The sequence below is a fragment of the Peribacillus sp. NJ11 genome (assembly GCF_030348405.1).
Classification (GTDB): Bacteria; Bacillota; Bacilli; order Bacillales; family DSM-1321; genus Peribacillus.
Genome location: NZ_JAUCFO010000001.1, coordinates 3,112,503 through 3,128,291 on the forward strand (window position 1 = coordinate 3,112,503; position 15,789 = coordinate 3,128,291).

A 15,789-nucleotide genomic window follows, 5' to 3' on the forward strand; every position below is an offset into this window, starting at 1 on the left:
TGAGCGGCCTTTTTACGTCTGTCCCATTGAATGTTTAAAAGAGGATGCCCATGCGCATCCTCTTTTATTTTTTGTTAATATGTTACTCAATATCCATTATATGTTCAAAATTCATCTTTATTTGTATAAAAATGGGTTTGATGGAAAAAATAAATCATATAAAGATTGGAGGGTATGGAGATGAAGCGGATTCTTTCTCTATTTTTAACCGTATTAGTAGCAATGGGTTTTAGCATCCCGCATACAGAGGCAGCTGAAGAAAAGGGAGTCGACCTGGCGGCCAATGCTAAATCAGCCATTTTGATTGAACGGGATACAGGCAATGTACTCTATGATAAAAATGCAGATGCTCGCCTTTCACCGGCAAGCATGACGAAAATCATGACGATGCTGCTGATCATGGAAGCGATAGATAAAGGCGAACTCAGCATGAAGGAGAAAATCAGGACTAGTGAGTATGCAGCATCGATGGGCGGTTCCCAGATCTTCCTCGAGCCAGGTGAAGAAATGACCACTGAACAAATGCTTAAGGGCATCTCGATTGGTTCGGCGAATGATGCATCGGTAGCGATGGCTGAACGTCTTGCTGGATCGGAAGAAGAGTTCGTTAGGAAAATGAACAAAAAGGCGAAAGACCTCGGGTTAAAAAATACGAAGTTCCAAAACGCAACAGGCCTTCCTGTTAAAGATCATTACAGTTCCGCCCATGATATGTCGATCATGGCGAAGGAATTATTGAAATACGATACGATAACAAGGTTCACGGGAACATATGAAGATTACCTCCGTGAAAATACCGAAAAGAAATTCTGGCTTGTCAATACGAACAGATTGGTGAAATTTTACCCTGGAGTGGATGGACTGAAGACAGGATTCACAAATGAAGCGAAGTATTGTCTGACAGCCACAGCAAAAAAAGGGAATATGCGTGTCATTGCCGTCGTTTTCGGGGCCGTTTCTCCAAAGGAACGAAACGCTCAGGTCACCAAGATGTTGGATTATGCATTTTCACAATACATCACATATCCGATTTATAAACGCGGCGAGGTGTTAGGTGAAGCAAAGATAAGTAAAGGCAGCAAGAAATCCGTGATGGGAGTGACAAGTGAACCCATTTCAGTTTTGACAACCAAGAACGGGACGGCAAAGGACTTTACAAAAAAAATCACTCTTGATAAAGATTTGGATGCCCCCATTAAAAAAGGCGATCAAATTGGTACACTTGAATTGAAGAAAAACGGTAAGGTGTATGTCGAATCTCCAATTGTCGCGAAAGAAACCGTTGAAAATGCCAGCTGGTGGCAATTGTATAAACGGGCTTTCGGCATGTTTACCCAAGCGAAATAGAATAAATTGTCGCAATGCCTGTTAATCGTACTAATTTAGGCGAATCTCCACTAGTTTTGCCAGTAAGAAGGAATCTGCAGGTGAAAAAGAGAATTTGACTCTTTATAAGACAGTGAAGGAGGCTGTATATAATGAGTCTTACGATTAATATGGAGGCGAAAAATCGTGTATTGTGCATTCGTCTCAAAGGTGATTTAGATCATCATACAGCAGAAAAATTGAAAAACCAGGCAGAGGCAGCCATTCAAAAGCATAATATCAAGCATATTATCCTCAACATGGAAGAATTGCATTTTATGGACAGTTCAGGGCTTGGAGTTATTTTAGGACGCTATAAGCAGGTAAACAAAAAGCAAGGTGAAATGGTGGTTTGTGCAATTTCTCCAGCGGTAAAGCGGTTATTTGAGATGTCAGGGTTGTTTAAAATTGTTAAAATGGAACTATCCGAAAAAAACGCTTTGCAAAGACTGGGGGTTGCCTAAGATGAAAAATAAAATGGAAACGAAATTTTCTGCACTAAGCCAAAATGAATCTTTTGCAAGGGTAACTGTTGCGGCTTTCATTGCCCAATTGGACCCGACGATGGATGAATTGACTGAGATCAAGACTGTCGTGTCAGAAGCCGTTACGAATTCGATTATCCATGGGTATGAGAGCGACCCTGAAGGTTGGGTCTACATTTCAGTGGTCATCGAAGGTGATACTGTGGAATTGACCATCCGGGATGAAGGACTGGGCATTGAGGACGTCGAGGAGGCTAAACAGCCGTTATTTACGACTAAACCCGAACTTGAACGTTCCGGTATGGGATTCACCATCATGGAAAACTTCATGGATGAAATCCATATAATTTCCCATAAGGGCGAAGGCACGATCATTCGATTAAAAAAGCACTTAACTACAAGCAGAGCTTTGTGCAATTAAGGGAGACTTGCATATGGATGTGGAGGTTAAAAACCAGAAGAGCAAGAAAGGCCAGCCCCATTTAAAAGATGAGGAATTGCGGAGTTTAATCCAACGCAGCCAGAGCGGTGACCAGGATGCAAGGAACCTGATTGTCAATAGCAATCTTAGGCTTGTATGGTCAGTCGTGCAAAGATTCCTCAATCGAGGTTACGAACCGGACGACCTTTATCAAATTGGCTGTATTGGTCTGTTGAAGTCCGTGGATAAATTTGACTTATCGTTTGAAGTGAAATTCTCAACGTATGCTGTGCCAATGATCATTGGTGAAATCCAACGTTTTATCCGTGATGATGGAACGGTTAAAGTAAGCCGGTCTTTAAAGGAAATGGCGAATAAAATTCGCAGGGCCAAAGAGGAACTTTCAAAGACGTATGGCCGTGTCCCGACTGTCAACGAATTGGCGGAACACCTTGAGCTATCGCCAGAAGAAATTATCATGGCCCAAGAAGCCAGCAGGAGCCCTTCATCCATCCATGAAACGGTTTACGAAAATGATGGAGATCCGATTACCCTTCTTGACCAGATTGCCGACCATAACGAAACATCTTGGTTTGATCAAATCGCTTTGAAAGAAGCCATACATGAATTGAATGAACGTGAAAGGCTGATTGTTTTCCTGAGGTATTATAAGGATCAGACGCAATCGGAAGTAGCGGCAAGGCTTGGTATTTCCCAAGTTCAGGTGTCAAGGCTGGAAAAGAAAATTCTTCAGCAAATGAAAAACCACATGAATCAGTGATTCATGTGGTTTTTCATTTGGCTGGAGATAAATCTTTATTTAAGGAAAAAGTAAAGGTAATTCCCTCAGGATATCTTGGTGGGATGAAAATTTTTGAAAATATGAGTGGGGGTCAAATTTTTTAGTTGAATTTAAAATTAAAAACGAATAATATAGTAAAGGTCGCGTTTTTCATTCGTTTTTCAATTGTTTTAAACGAAAAATTAATCAGGAAAAGCGTCGATGCAGTACAATTTTAGGACACCTTGTCTTTGCGTGCAAACGGTTGTCGGTGTTTCCTTTAGATCTGGAGGTCTAAAATATGTTTATGGAAAAGTTTTTTTCCCTGAAAGAAAATGGGACGGATGTCCGTACAGAAGTCATGGCGGGTATTACGACATTTTTAACAATGGTTTATATCCTTATTGTGAATCCGGCTTTATTGTCTTCTATCGGAATTCCATTTGAACAAGTTTTCATGGCAACGGTTATATCAGCGGTAATTGGGACCCTTATCATGGGGCTGGTAGCAAAATACCCGATTGCGATAGCACCAGGGATGGGTTTGAATGCTTATTTTGCCAGCGTTGTGGGGGCACAGGGCCTCTCATATCAGACTGTATTCGGTACGGTTTTCATTGCTGGTTTGCTATTTCTATTAATTAGCGTGACGAGCTTGCGTAAAATGATAATTGATGCGATCCCTAACTCATTAAAATATGGCATAACATCCGGAATCGGTTTATTCATTGCATTTATCGGATTGAAAAACGCTGGAATCGTGGTGTCTAATGAATCAACGATGGTGACGCTAGGCGATTTGCATCAGCCAGGAACCGTTTTAGCGTTAGCGGGCTTATTCATTACCTTGATTTTTATGGCCCGTAATATAAAAGGGGCAATTTTTATTGGTATGATCATCACGGCAGTCATTGGCTACTTTATCGGTTTGCTCAACTTTGATGGAGTCGTATCTGTACCTCCAACACCGGTATTTTTCGATATCGATATTGCCGGGGTCTTCACGCATTCTTTATATTCAATCGTTTTCGCCTTTTTACTTGTGACGATCTTTGATACGACAGGTACCTTGATTGGTGTCACGGAACAGGCAGGACTAACGAAGGATGGGAAAATCCCACGTGCCAAGAAAGCATTTTTAGGTGATGCGATTGCGACGATAGTCGGCTCGATGTTTGGAACAAGTCCCTCAACGGCTTACGTTGAATCGAGTACTGGAGTCGCCGCAGGCGGACGTACCGGGTTAACTGCTACTGTTGTGGCGATCCTGTTCGCTGTATCGATTTTCTTTTCTCCATTAATATCGGCCATTTCTTCAGTTCAAGCCATTACAGCCCCCGTTTTGATCATCGTAGGATGTTTCATGATGGAAGGCTTGGCTAAAGTCAATTGGAAAATTTTCGATGAAGCATTTCCTGCATTTGCGATCATTTTAACGATGCCGCTTACTTCAAGCATATCTACAGGGATTGCAATCGGGTTCATTACTTATCCCCTAATGAAGGTATTCAGTGGAAAAGGAAAATCGGTACATCCGCTCATTTATATTTTTGGATTGATATTTTTGGTTCAGCTGATTTTCTTCCCCACTCATTAATCTATGAATGTAAATCAAAAAGACATGCTGTCATTACAGCGTGTCTTTTTTGTTTTCAATTAGTAATATTTGGACATGGTTCACTTCCTGCATTTTCAAACTGTTTCCAATCCATACTACTAGCATAAGGAAATAAAAGGTCGGGATGTGATGATAGTGGCAGTTGTATATATCAGGATGAGAAACCGTGTACAAGTAAAGGGAAATCAAACGGTGAGGATAAAAGATATTGCAAGGATAATCGGACCTGAAGAAGTGATTCGAAAAATTGAAGAAATCATATTATTAACGGTCAAGAAGGAAGATAGGAATATTATTGTCATTGATTTGGCTCAAGTTATCATGGCCATTCGTAAGGTGGATACGACCATTGAGGTGGAGACGTTCGGACCCTCCCAAACGATCATCGAAATCATCCTCTCGAAAAAGAAAATGTCGGTTTTGACTTTCGCCTTAGTCTGGTTCTTGTTGTTTGTCGGCGGCGGGATGACCATCATGAACTTCCATGTGGATGTCAGCATGGGGGAAGTGCATCAAAAGATCTTTACTTTAATAACGGGAAAAGTGGAAGAAAAGCCGTTATTGATCCAAATCCCATATAGCTTCGGACTTGGCATGGGCATGATTTTATTTTTTAATCACTTTTTTAAAAAACGCTTCAATGAGGAACCTAGTCCGCTCGAGGTTGAAATGTTCAACTATCAGCAGGATTTGGACCGTTATGTAATCATGAATGAAAATAAGGAGAACGTGCGCCATCTTGATGACAGGTAAAGTTATCTTCGGAATCTTTGTTGGTTTAGCCGGAGGTTTTGCGACAGGTGCCGGTTTTGTAGCGTTTTTAACTGTACTTGGGGTGATACCGAGGCTGACTCAGCTGACAAAAACAATGAAAATGATACATTACTACGAAGGAGCTATCATTGCCGGGGTTGTCGCAGGAACTTGGCTAGGGTTACAGGGTACGGAATTTTCCCTCCCACAATTTTTATTGATTCCGATCGGCCTGGCTGACGGGATCTTTAATGGGATGCTTGCGGCTGCCTTAACTGAAGTCCTGAATGTATTTCCGGTTCTGTCCAAGCGAATCGGCATTCAAGAGAAAATCATTTATCTGTTAATGGCACTCGTATTGGGGAAAATAGCCGGATCATTATTCCAATGGATTTATTTTGTCGATTTATAAGTTTATGAGGTAACTATTCCTGATGATGAAAGGTAGGCCCAAGATGGTGACCAAACGAAAAGTGATATTGATTACGGATGGAGATGAGTATGCAAAACGGGCTGTTGAGCTTGTAGCCAAGGAAATTGGGGGAAGATGTATCTCCATGTCCCAGGGTAATCCATCACGATATACGGGCTTGGAGCTAGTTGAATTAATAAAAAAGGCGAAGTATGATCCTGTATTGGTCATGTTTGATGATAGCGGTTTTATCGGTGAAGGATCCGGCGAACAGGCAATGAAGGTAGTTGCCGGTCACCCTGATATTAATGTCCTTGGAGTGATAGCGGTCGCTTCAAAGACTAGAAGGGAAGAATGGACCAAGGTGGATATCTGTATTGACCGGGATGGTAATTTGACACCGAACGGGGTTGATAAATACGGCGCCGAGGAATTTGAACTGGGCAAGATTACAGGAGATACGGTGTATTGCATCGATCAATTGCATGTTCCCATAGTAGTGGGGATAGGGGATATCGGAAAAATGTCCCATCAGGACGATTTTAAAAGAGGAGCACCGATAACGAAGCTAGCGGTGGAAATCATATTGGAAAGGAGTGGTCATGATGACTTCAGAAAAACCTGAAAACATGAAACCGATTCCGGATAGGGTAGCGGAAGTTGACGCGTACATGAAAGAGAAAGTAGGTCTGGGTGTCAGCTTCGACTTAGGGGTAAGAAGGATAAAGGTCCTTAGAAAAGATGTGCATCTTTACTATATAAACGGGCTGACGGATACAGAGTTCATCATGGAAATCCTCGAATCTCTTATTCATAACAAAAATGCTGAAATCTTGACTACTAAAGTTTTTGATGCAGTCAAAGGTTTGCTCGTACACCAATCCGTTGAGGAAATAAAGACGATGGATGAACTTGTTGATCAGGTATTATCCGGTTTAATAGTCATTGTTGTTGATGGTAAACCAATAGGATTGGTTGTGGATGTCAGGAGTTATCCCGGGAGACAGCCAGTAGAACCCGATACGGAAAAAGTCGTCCGTGGATCAAGGGATGGTTTTGTCGAGAATATCATCGTTAACACTGCGATAACCAGACGGAGAATACGGGATGAAAGATTACGTTTCGAAATGTTGCATGTAGGGGAACGATCGAAAACGGATATTTCCATCGGCTACATTAAAGATATTGCCGATCCTGATTTAATAGAAATCATTCGTAAGGAATTGAATAACATTGAGGTTGATGGCATAACGATGGCTGATAAGACGATCGAAGAGTTCATCGTCAAGCAAAGATATAACCCATATCCGCTTGTCAGGTACACGGAACGGGCTGATGTAGCGGCAACACATCTACTTGAGGGGCATGTCCTTATTTATGTGGATACTTCACCGAGCGTCATCATTACCCCGTCCACTCTTTTCCATCACATGCAACACGCTGAAGAGTATCGGCAGGCGCCAGCAGTTGGAACCTTGGTGCGCTGGGTACGTTTTTTCGGGATTTTCGTTTCGTTATACTTGCTGCCTATTTGGTTATTGTTTAGTTTAGAGCCTTCTCTTTTACCGGATAAGTTGGAATTTATCGGGCCGAATGAAAAAACGCATATACCAATTGTGATCCAAATCTTCATTTCCGATATAGGAATAGAATTTTTAAGGATGGCAGCCGTACATACCCCATCCCCGCTTTCTACGGCAATGGGCTTGGTTGCGGCCGTTTTGATTGGACAGATAGCGATAGATGTCGGACTATTTGTTCCTGAAGTGGTTCTCTACGCTTCCGTAGCGACAATCGGTACTTTTGTCACTCCAAGTTTAGAATTAGGGGTTGCGAATAAAATTTCCCGTTTAATACTGATAGTGTTGGTCGCTTTCTTTAAAGTGCCTGGCTTGATCATAGGCATCACACTCTACATTATTATGCTTACTAGTATAAAAACGTTAAATACACCTTATTTATGGCCGCTTATCCCATTTCAGCCGAAGGGTTTGTCACATATACTATTAAGAAGACCTTATCCAGGAACTGCTGAGCGTCCGAGTATTGTGCATCCCCAGGATAAATATAGGCAGCCGAGAAAATCTAAAGGTTGATGTTGTCGAAAAGTTATGGTAATTTAATTTTATTCGGATAAAGCGGTAAAGTTAAGGCTTCACAAAGAGATAGAGCGTTTATGCCTCTTTGAAGTTAAACCAATCTGTCTTTCCCTTCGAACTATTAAGCAGTCATAGAGAACAATATTAAATGGGATAATCGATACGGATGAGGCTTGTTCATATAGAGGACCCTACTCACTTACAGCAGGGTTTCTTTATTTGAGGCTGCCTCATTTCTTATTAATCTTTAGATCTAAGTAAGGAAGGTGAGGCTATCATGCATTTGTACGGAACCGGTGGTGTCAATGAACGTGGACATCTGGAGATCGGAGGAGTGGACACGATCGAACTGATCGAACAATTTGGTACACCATTATATGTTTATGATGTAAAGCTAATTCGTGAACGGGCAAGAGGGTTCAAGAAAACTTTTGAGGAATTGGGGATTTCTGCTCAAGTTGCTTACGCAAGTAAGGCCTTTTCTTCGATTGCCATGATCCAGTTGGCCGATCAAGAAGGACTTTCTCTCGATGTTGTCTCAGCGGGGGAATTGTATACGGCAATTAAGGCAAATTTCCCAACTGAACGGATTCACTTCCATGGAAACAACAAAAGTGAAGAAGAGCTACATATGGCTTTGGATTATGACATTGGCTGTATAGTAGTCGATAATTTTTCAGAGTTGACACTGTTGGAAGAAATTTGTACAAACCGTGAACAAAAAATGAAAATCCTTCTTCGTGTAACACCAGGTATCGAAGCCCATACGCATGATTACATCTTGACAGGGCAAGAAGATTCGAAGTTTGGTTTTGATCTTATTAACGGGCAGGCGGAAGGCGCCCTTCGACAAGCGCTGCGAAGTGAATTTCTGGAAGTTTTGGGACTACACTGTCATATCGGTTCCCAGATTTTTCAAACGACCGGTTTCCTTCTTGCAGCCCAAAAAATTATCGGCAAGCTGAATGACTGGCATGGCTCGATAGGGTTTCAACCAAAGGTATTGAATCTCGGAGGGGGATTCGGAATTCGGTATACACAAGAGGACGACCCGCTACCGGCATCTCAATATGTAGAAGAAATCGTTACGGAAGTGCAGAACCTGATTGCCGATTCTGATTTAATGATGCCTGAAATCTGGATCGAACCTGGCCGTTCATTAGTCGGAGACGCTGGTGTGACCTTGTACAAGGTCGGATCTGAAAAGGAAGTGCCTAATGTCCGTAAATATATTGCCGTTGATGGGGGCATGAGTGATAATATACGTCCTGCTCTTTATGAAGCGAAATATGATGCCATTCTTGCAAACCGGCCACTTGATCCTGTAGAAGAGACGGTGTCCATTGCTGGGAAATGCTGCGAAAGCGGTGATATGTTAATTTGGGACTTACCATTGCCAAAAGCCGGACGAGGTGATGTCTTGGCAGTCTTTTGTACAGGGGCATATGGATATTCCATGTCGAATAATTACAATCGGATTCCGAGACCGGCTGTCGTCTTTGCCGAAAATGGAGAAGCCCGATTGGTCATCAAACGCGAAACGTATGAAGATCTTATCCATTTGGATTTGGCCCTACATGAAGCAGCGGTCGTCAATAAAAAATGAAAAAAGGATGGCATTGGCCATCCTTTTTTCATTTGAATCAGCTGAAAAATGATTTGATTGCGTCTATTAAACTACTGAATACTTCTTTCAATTTATCCAAGAATGATTGACCCTCTTCGGACTCAAGAAAATTGGATAGCTTATCTTTAGCTGCAGTAAGCTGATCCCCGACAGCGTTCCAATCGATATTCAATTCTTTTAACTTATTGAATAAATCAATTAGACTTTGAACTTGATCATCATTTAAGGCGATTCCAAGTTCTTTTGCTGAAGACTCGACAACCTCGCGGACCTCTTCAGTATTGGCTGGTGGATTTTCAGCCATTTCTTCTTTTATTTTCGTTACTAGTGCAGAGGCTTCCTCTGTACCGATTTCGTCACCCAATTTAGCTGTTTTCACCATTTCTTCATTCGCTGCCTGTTTCACATCTTCCGGAATCTTCTTGTCGGAAGAAATCTCATAGGCTTTAATGACCCCTGTCAAAGCTGCTGTACCGGAAACGGGTATAGGTGCAGTGACATAAACGGTAGCATCTTTTACTCCAGCAGTTGCCAGTGCATTGATATACATTTCATCTGAGACCCAGTTAATGTTTTTCGATTCCAATTTAAGGCCAGTACCTTTTTCCTCCAAAGTAATCGCAGAGGATGAAATCGCTTTTGTACCGATCAGCCGGCTAGCGATATAGTCTCCTAAGTATTCATGTTCCTCCGCATTTGTAACCGTCAGTACCTCAACATCATTAGGGGCTTTCATTTCTGACAAAATCATATTTTTTTGTTCATTTGTCAAATTTTCACCAAGTGTGACGATCATTTCACCAACAGCTGCATCTGCAAAAGCTTTATATGGCAATAATAGACATAATAAAATGGTTACAATGACCCATTTATTCATTTTTTTCATGATAATCCTCCTTAACTTTTCCTGCTGAATTGGAATCTTTCAATAAAAGGGCAGCGCTTTAAAAAAAGATTCATAGTATTTGACGAAACAAAGGATAAAAAAGATACATATATTCCGAAAAATATTTGTATAGCCAAAGATAGCCAAGGTTCTTTCAACGGAGAAAAAGTGATTGCTTCCTTGTATTTTATACCTAAGACCACTCTATGAACCTAAGATTACTTTACCAATGTAGTAAAATCGAAGCAAGATTGCAAGGATATTTGTCAGATTGTGTTAAGTTATAGTAAAATGAATTCGTTATTTAAATATTTGGACCATTCATAAAGGGAGTATGGGATGAGGAAAAGTAATAAAACTCTTTTACTTATGATGCTTATTATCGCTTTGATGTGGGGAATCGTATATTGGCTGTTTATCGCTTAGCACATAGCACATCGATAAATCAAGTGCTGAAAGTGATGTTGAAACGAACGAAGTTTTTATGTATGATGGAAATGTTATATGTGAGGTTTATTATTCAAAGCGAATTATTTGAAACAGGTAGATAATAAAAACGTTATTTAGTAACGAGGGATATTATGTTGATTAAGTATAAGAAAAGTTATGAGAAGTTTGCCATGGGATTATTATCTTTCATGCCAAATGAAAAAGAGATAAAAACGCTTCGGAATACGATGAAGAATTATGAAACGGATGAAAATCTACAGCTGTTCTTATGGAAAGATGAAGAGATTACGGGCTTGATCGGAATAGAAGTCTCTCCAAACCACATTGAGATACAACATATATCTGTAAATCCATCCTTTCGGAAACAAGGTATCGGTAAAACGATGGTCAGGGCCATCAAGGAGCAATATCCTGACAAAGAATTAAAAGCAAATGAGTTTACGGAAAGCTTTCTTGACAGGTGTGAAGAAGTCTGAATATGAAAGTTGAATGGAGGACCACCTTTAAGGGCGGTCCTCCATTCTTGTTTTTCGAAGGGATAACTGACGATTCCTTTCAGAAATGACATCTGAACGGTCGCGCATTAGATGCTTATCAACTATTGATGAATTAGCCATGTTGCTACCTGCGCCCCATATGTACCCTTCGTGCAAACACATGGATTGGCATTGCTCGATCAACCCTTGATCCGCTATCGGAAGATTAATGCTTTCATATGGCTTTTGGGATAACATTCGTTCATGTGTGTCCTCGAGCATTTTGAACAGTTCTTCTGGATCGAGCCCCAACTTCAGGAGCTCGGCCTTTTTAGTGTGGAGATTTGCCAGGGCTTTAGCCAGGGTCCTTGCAGCCCCTTTTTTGTTTCCCCTGCGATCATGGTACAGGGCAACCGCAATTTGTATGAGCCCGACCCAATGCGAGTCACGCTCTTTTGGAGCGGTTTCCTTCCAATATTCTTCAAGAATTTCATGACATTCGAAGTAATCCCTTGTCCCATGGAAATGGACAAGGAAAGAAAGGTAGTCTTCCGCGTAATTCAATAGGAGCACCCCTTTTGTTTGATGGAATCTCTAATGTAAGGAAAAAAGCCATTTCCATAGCTTAACACCCACCATATATACTCTCTAAGTTTAGCATAGAATTTTTTCTTGGAAAATAAAGAAAGCCGATTGCAAGGCAATCAGCTTGATTCATCAGTCTTCCATTAACACCAAGAAGCACCGACAATAACTAATAAAATGAACAATACTACGATAAACGCGAATCCGCCGCCGTGTCCAAAACCACCTGCACCCATAATGAGTACCTCCTTTGTTCTGCTATTCTTACATTTCTAGGTTATGTTGGATTTTAGAATGTGATTGGGCACCGACCCATTTGTCGCAAATCCCTTTTAAGAACTTTTCTAAGGTCCGGAAATTATTATTATTGGATAAAGGGCGGCAATCCACTATACTTGATTAGTGAAAGAAATAGGCCTATTATCGGCCAATTAGATTTAAATGGGGTAATTTAATGGGTTATAATATAAAAATTGACGCTTTCGAAGGTCCGATGGATTTACTCCTGCATTTGATTAATCGCCTGGAAATAGACATCTACGATATTCCGATGGCTGATATTACAGATCAATACCTTGGGTACATCCATACGATGCAGCACCTGGAATTGGATGTGGCCAGCGAATATCTGGTGATGGCTGCAACACTGCTTGCCATCAAGAGTAAAATGTTGCTGCCAAAACATGAAGATGAACAATTGGTTGATGAAGATGGGGAAATATTTGAAGAAGATCCACGGGATGAGCTTGTGGAGAAACTATTAGAATATAAAAAGTATAAGTATGCAGCTGAAGAATTTAAAGGGATGGAAGAAGAACGCAGCTTGATGTTCACTAAACCCCCAAGTGATTTATCTGTATATGTTAAAGAAGCGGAAAGTGATAAACAAGAGTTGAACATAAGTCTATACGATATGTTGGGAGCTCTGCAAAAACTGCTGCGAAGGCAAAAAATACAAAAGCCGCTTTATACGAAAGTAACGAAACAAGAGATCTCGATAGAAAAACGAATGGATGAAATCATGATTGAGTTACAATCAATTAAAGGGAAGAAAAGTTTCTTTGAACTATTTTCGCTTCCGGTTAAAGAGCATATCGTCGTCACTTTTATGGCGGTGCTGGAACTTATGAAACTAAATGAAATCATTGTTGAACAGGAAGATAATTTTTCGGAAATCATGATTGCTGCTAAGGAAGGTGTAGAGCCAGTTGGAAGTTATTAATTGGAAAGGGATTCTTGAGGCATTATTGTTTGCTGCTGGAGATGAAGGACTCTCAGTCAAACAAATTGCCTCTGTCCTTGAAATTACGGAATATCAAGCAACGGACATCGTTGAAAGTTTAAAGGAAGAATATTTATCGGATGTACGCGGGATTCAGGTGATCGAAATAGCGGGTGTTTATCAAATGACGACAAAGAAAGAACACTCGGATTACTTGAAAAGACTGGTGGAAACATCAAACACTCAAGGTTTGTCCCAGGCCGCTTTGGAAACACTCGCAATCATTGCCTATAAGCAGCCGATTACCAGAGCTGAAATTGATGAAATTCGCGGTGTCAAAACGGACCGCCCCATCCATACACTTGTCACTAAAGTCTTAATAAAAGAGGTCGGACGTGCTGAAGGTTCCGGCCGGGCTTATTTATATGGGACAACAAAAGAGTTTTTGGATTACTTCGGCCTGAATTCCATTGATGAATTACCGCCGCTCGCCGATAATTCGGATGATAGCTTTGAAAATGGTGAAGCCGATCTGTTTTTTGAAAAATTTCAGCAAACAATCGAATAACATTTTTCTTTAAATTGTGATAATATAGAAAAAAATGAATGCGGGGGGATTGCGGGTGCGAATTGTAGCATGCAATGGATTTGGGCTTGAAAAAGAAAAGCCAAATTCGCCGGAGGAATTTTTTAACCGATCCGTTATTGAATACATAAAGGATGGAGAAGAAAAGACGCTGAATGTACTGTATCTTCGTTATTTTGATGAGATGGTCACTCGTTGGACTCCTTATCCCGCCAATCCGCTATTCAAAAGTTCTAAGAGAGATATTTATATGGCTGATATCATTGCAATGGTCTGTCTGCTCAAAGACCCGAGCCTGGTTAACCGAAAACGTGTATATATAAATGCAGAAAAAGAGCTAGCTGGTTATTTTGAAAATATAGATTTTGAAAAATTGGAGAAAGTGTTTATATCTATTGACCAAGCTAAACCATATGATATAGAGTCACATGTTGACTATTATATTCAATCTTAATCATTTTGAGGAGGGTTCACGGTTGGGGAATACATTGGTTAAATCTCAGCTTGAGGATGTAAAAGGCTTTTTGGAAACGACAGTGGCTCAGCTAGAGGAATTTATAAATGAGACGACCTATACTAAGCTGCAAGAGGAAAAAAGCGGGGATGAAACTTATTATAAAGGGATCCTTTCTAGTTTAAGAAGAATGCTTGTAAGTTGTGAAGAGGGCTTGGAGGCTTGCCAAATCGTTCTGAAAAATGATGTTTTCAATAAAGCTGCAGCTGAAAAGACGCTTTATAGGGTTTATCATCAATGTATCGAAGAATACTTTTCCCCAAAATCGGATCGGTGGTTTGAGGACAGCAGATCTGCCTATACAGGAAAAAACTCGATTAAATTTCACCAAAGTGTGCCAGACAGCATAATAACCATTCTGAAGGCCGTGGAAAGTGGATTCCAGACCATGCGTGAAGAATTGGAGTTTTATGAAACGGATTACCGGACGAAAATGTTACAGTCAAGATAAAGGAAACAGCCAGGCTTAATAGGCCTAGCTGTTTTTTTATTTATAAATGGAATCTCCGCTTAATCGAAACATAGAATACTTTGATGATTATGTGCATGAAGGTTAAGAGGAGGTTGAAAGATGTCTGATGTTAGAGATTATGCTAAAGAGGTAAGTGATTGGGTTGATGGAGTCATGGAATATCTTGAGAAGATCGATATCACCGATTCGTCAGTGTTATCAAATATTGAACGGCTTTCCCAATTGACAAAAGATATGGATGAGGAAGAAATGGATTATGAGGATATGGTCCTGATTGAAGAAGAGATGGCTCAGGTCTATGAAGAAATTGAAGAACTCGCTAGAGAATTCAATATACAGGATAGGCAATCAGTCCCAATTGGGAATCATACACTTCCGCCGTTACCTTATGCCTATGATGCGTTGGAACCGACGATTTCAAGGGAAATCATGTATCTGCACCATGATAAGCATCATCAAGCATATGTCGATGGGCTGAATAAAGCGGAATTGATGATGAAAAAAGCGAGGGAAACGAAAGATTTCTCCTTGTTGAAACATTGGGAAAAGGAAGCAGCCTTTCATGGGTCAGGCCATTATCTCCATACGCTTTTTTGGGAAGTGATGATTCCAGGAGGAGGCGGACAGCCAAAGGGAGATTTACTTAAACAGATTGAAAAGGATTTTGGAAGCTTTGCAGCTTTTAAAAGTCATTTTAGTGAAGCGGCCAAACAGGTAGAAGGTGTTGGCTGGGCGATATTAGTCTGGGCTCCACGTGCGTGGCGGCTAGAAATACTTCAATCGGAATTGCATATGGTTTTGACCCAGTGGGATACGATTCCAATCCTTGTTCTTGATGTATGGGAACATGCTTATTACCTACAATATAAAAATAATCGGGCAGCCTATGTGGACAAATGGTGGGACGTTGTAAACTGGCCGCAAACGGCCGTAAGGTTCACGGAAGCGAAGAAGCTGATTTGGAAAAAACAATAACTGATAAAATCTGGGAATATTTAGGATAACCAATTTGAAGATACGAGCCGTGACGGTTCGTA

Annotated in this window: 19 protein-coding genes; 16 read left to right on the forward strand and 3 right to left on the reverse strand. The window is 40.8% G+C overall.

What is annotated here, in order from left to right; translation table 11 throughout:
- Window positions 1–180: 180 nt before the first annotated feature.
- From QUF86_RS15400 to lysA, 10 genes are all read left to right on the forward strand, one after another.
- Window positions 181–1,347 (forward strand): D-alanyl-D-alanine carboxypeptidase family protein, encoded by a 1,167-nt coding sequence (locus QUF86_RS15400; RefSeq protein WP_289315771.1) that lies wholly within the window; start codon window positions 181–183, stop codon window positions 1,345–1,347.
- A 131-nt stretch (window positions 1,348–1,478) separates the two neighbouring features.
- Window positions 1,479–1,829 carry an anti-sigma F factor antagonist gene (gene spoIIAA / locus QUF86_RS15405; protein ID WP_061463936.1) on the forward strand — a complete coding sequence of 117 codons (351 nt, stop codon included), beginning with the start codon at window positions 1,479–1,481 and terminating at the stop codon, window positions 1,827–1,829.
- Window position 1,830: 1 nt separating this feature from the next.
- On the forward strand, window positions 1,831–2,271 hold the full coding sequence (gene spoIIAB / locus QUF86_RS15410) for an anti-sigma F factor (protein WP_289315772.1): 441 nt from the start codon (window positions 1,831–1,833) through the stop codon (window positions 2,269–2,271).
- A gap of 13 nt (window positions 2,272–2,284) precedes the next feature.
- Window positions 2,285–3,052, forward strand: coding sequence for an RNA polymerase sporulation sigma factor SigF (gene sigF / locus QUF86_RS15415; protein WP_289315773.1), 768 nt, complete (start codon window positions 2,285–2,287; stop codon window positions 3,050–3,052).
- Window positions 3,053–3,359: 307 nt separating this feature from the next.
- Window positions 3,360–4,649: an NCS2 family permease gene (locus tag QUF86_RS15420; protein ID WP_289318339.1), complete on the forward strand. Its 1,290-nt coding sequence runs from the start codon at window positions 3,360–3,362 to the stop codon at window positions 4,647–4,649.
- A gap of 150 nt (window positions 4,650–4,799) precedes the next feature.
- On the forward strand, window positions 4,800–5,423 hold the full coding sequence (locus QUF86_RS15425) for a stage V sporulation protein AA (RefSeq protein WP_353957662.1): 624 nt from the start codon (window positions 4,800–4,802) through the stop codon (window positions 5,421–5,423).
- On the forward strand, window positions 5,413–5,835 hold the full coding sequence (locus QUF86_RS15430; RefSeq protein ID WP_289318341.1) for a stage V sporulation protein AB: 423 nt from the start codon (window positions 5,413–5,415) through the stop codon (window positions 5,833–5,835). Before QUF86_RS15425 ends, QUF86_RS15430 begins: the two co-directional genes overlap by 11 nt.
- A 43-nt stretch (window positions 5,836–5,878) precedes the next feature.
- Window positions 5,879–6,460 (forward strand): stage V sporulation protein SpoVABEA, encoded by a 582-nt coding sequence (gene spoVAEA, locus QUF86_RS15435; RefSeq protein ID WP_289315774.1) that lies wholly within the window; start codon window positions 5,879–5,881, stop codon window positions 6,458–6,460.
- Window positions 6,438–7,931: a spore germination protein gene (locus QUF86_RS15440; RefSeq protein WP_483313920.1), complete on the forward strand. Its 1,494-nt coding sequence runs from the start codon at window positions 6,438–6,440 to the stop codon at window positions 7,929–7,931. Before spoVAEA ends, QUF86_RS15440 begins: the two co-directional genes overlap by 23 nt.
- 280 nt (window positions 7,932–8,211) lie before the next feature.
- Window positions 8,212–9,540 carry a diaminopimelate decarboxylase gene (gene lysA / locus QUF86_RS15445; RefSeq protein ID WP_289315776.1) on the forward strand — a complete coding sequence of 443 codons (1,329 nt, stop codon included), beginning with the start codon at window positions 8,212–8,214 and terminating at the stop codon, window positions 9,538–9,540.
- Between the two features lie 37 nt (window positions 9,541–9,577).
- On the opposite strand, the gene QUF86_RS15450 is transcribed toward lysA, so the two are convergent.
- Window positions 9,578–10,438 carry a DUF1002 domain-containing protein gene (locus tag QUF86_RS15450; RefSeq protein ID WP_370017074.1) on the reverse strand — a complete coding sequence of 287 codons (861 nt, stop codon included), beginning with the start codon at window positions 10,436–10,438 and terminating at the stop codon, window positions 9,578–9,580.
- Window positions 10,439–11,028: 590 nt separating this feature from the next.
- On the opposite strand from QUF86_RS15450, the gene QUF86_RS15455 reads away from it, so the two are divergent.
- Window positions 11,029–11,373 (forward strand): GNAT family N-acetyltransferase, encoded by a 345-nt coding sequence (locus tag QUF86_RS15455; RefSeq protein ID WP_289315778.1) that lies wholly within the window; start codon window positions 11,029–11,031, stop codon window positions 11,371–11,373.
- Window positions 11,374–11,400: 27 nt separating this feature from the next.
- Here QUF86_RS15455 and QUF86_RS15460 read toward each other — a convergent pair whose 3' ends face one another.
- Complete coding sequence (locus tag QUF86_RS15460) at window positions 11,401–11,937, reverse strand: DUF309 domain-containing protein (protein WP_289334801.1); 537 nt, start codon at window positions 11,935–11,937, stop codon at window positions 11,401–11,403.
- Between the two features lie 164 nt (window positions 11,938–12,101).
- Window positions 12,102–12,194, reverse strand: coding sequence for a YjcZ family sporulation protein (locus QUF86_RS15465; RefSeq protein ID WP_081108854.1), 93 nt, complete (start codon window positions 12,192–12,194; stop codon window positions 12,102–12,104).
- Between the two features lie 218 nt (window positions 12,195–12,412).
- On the opposite strand from QUF86_RS15465, the gene QUF86_RS15470 reads away from it, so the two are divergent.
- From QUF86_RS15470 to QUF86_RS15490, 5 genes are all read left to right on the forward strand, one after another.
- Window positions 12,413–13,180 (forward strand): segregation/condensation protein A, encoded by a 768-nt coding sequence (locus QUF86_RS15470; protein WP_289315780.1) that lies wholly within the window; start codon window positions 12,413–12,415, stop codon window positions 13,178–13,180.
- On the forward strand, window positions 13,167–13,748 hold the full coding sequence (gene scpB, locus QUF86_RS15475; protein ID WP_289315781.1) for an SMC-Scp complex subunit ScpB: 582 nt from the start codon (window positions 13,167–13,169) through the stop codon (window positions 13,746–13,748). Before QUF86_RS15470 ends, scpB begins: the two co-directional genes overlap by 14 nt.
- Window positions 13,749–13,803: 55 nt before the next feature.
- Window positions 13,804–14,220, forward strand: a complete 417-nt coding sequence (locus tag QUF86_RS15480; protein ID WP_289315782.1) for a hypothetical protein — start codon at window positions 13,804–13,806, stop codon at window positions 14,218–14,220.
- A gap of 22 nt (window positions 14,221–14,242) precedes the next feature.
- Entirely contained in the window at window positions 14,243–14,731 is a 489-nt protein-coding gene (locus tag QUF86_RS15485; RefSeq protein WP_289315783.1) for a YpuI family protein, read from the forward strand.
- A gap of 120 nt (window positions 14,732–14,851) precedes the next feature.
- Window positions 14,852–15,727, forward strand: coding sequence for a superoxide dismutase (locus QUF86_RS15490; RefSeq protein ID WP_289334803.1), 876 nt, complete (start codon window positions 14,852–14,854; stop codon window positions 15,725–15,727).
- The last annotated feature ends 62 nt before the right edge of the window (window positions 15,728–15,789 follow it).

Excerpts from the sequence above, each read along its gene's own strand:
- QUF86_RS15400 (WP_289315771.1), top strand. The coding sequence starts at position 181 with ATGAAGCGGATTCTTTCTCTATTTTTAACCGTATTAGTAGCAATGGGT.
- spoIIAA (WP_061463936.1), top strand. The coding sequence starts at position 1,479 with ATGAGTCTTACGATTAATATGGAGGCGAAAAATCGTGTATTGTGCATT.
- spoIIAB (WP_289315772.1), top strand. The coding sequence starts at position 1,831 with ATGAAAAATAAAATGGAAACGAAATTTTCTGCACTAAGCCAAAATGAA.
- sigF (WP_289315773.1), top strand. The coding sequence starts at position 2,285 with ATGGATGTGGAGGTTAAAAACCAGAAGAGCAAGAAAGGCCAGCCCCAT.
- QUF86_RS15420 (WP_289318339.1), top strand. The coding sequence starts at position 3,360 with ATGGAAAAGTTTTTTTCCCTGAAAGAAAATGGGACGGATGTCCGTACA.
- QUF86_RS15425 (WP_353957662.1), top strand. The coding sequence starts at position 4,800 with ATGATAGTGGCAGTTGTATATATCAGGATGAGAAACCGTGTACAAGTA.
- QUF86_RS15430 (WP_289318341.1), top strand. The coding sequence starts at position 5,413 with ATGACAGGTAAAGTTATCTTCGGAATCTTTGTTGGTTTAGCCGGAGGT.
- spoVAEA (WP_289315774.1), top strand. The coding sequence starts at position 5,879 with ATGGTGACCAAACGAAAAGTGATATTGATTACGGATGGAGATGAGTAT.
- QUF86_RS15440 (WP_483313920.1), top strand. The coding sequence starts at position 6,438 with ATGATGACTTCAGAAAAACCTGAAAACATGAAACCGATTCCGGATAGG.
- lysA (WP_289315776.1), top strand. The coding sequence starts at position 8,212 with ATGCATTTGTACGGAACCGGTGGTGTCAATGAACGTGGACATCTGGAG.
- QUF86_RS15450 (WP_370017074.1), bottom strand. The coding sequence starts at position 10,438 with ATGAATAAATGGGTCATTGTAACCATTTTATTATGTCTATTATTGCCA.
- QUF86_RS15455 (WP_289315778.1), top strand. The coding sequence starts at position 11,029 with ATGTTGATTAAGTATAAGAAAAGTTATGAGAAGTTTGCCATGGGATTA.
- QUF86_RS15465 (WP_081108854.1), bottom strand. The coding sequence starts at position 12,194 with ATGGGTGCAGGTGGTTTTGGACACGGCGGCGGATTCGCGTTTATCGTA.
- QUF86_RS15470 (WP_289315780.1), top strand. The coding sequence starts at position 12,413 with ATGGGTTATAATATAAAAATTGACGCTTTCGAAGGTCCGATGGATTTA.
- QUF86_RS15490 (WP_289334803.1), top strand. The coding sequence starts at position 14,852 with ATGTCTGATGTTAGAGATTATGCTAAAGAGGTAAGTGATTGGGTTGAT.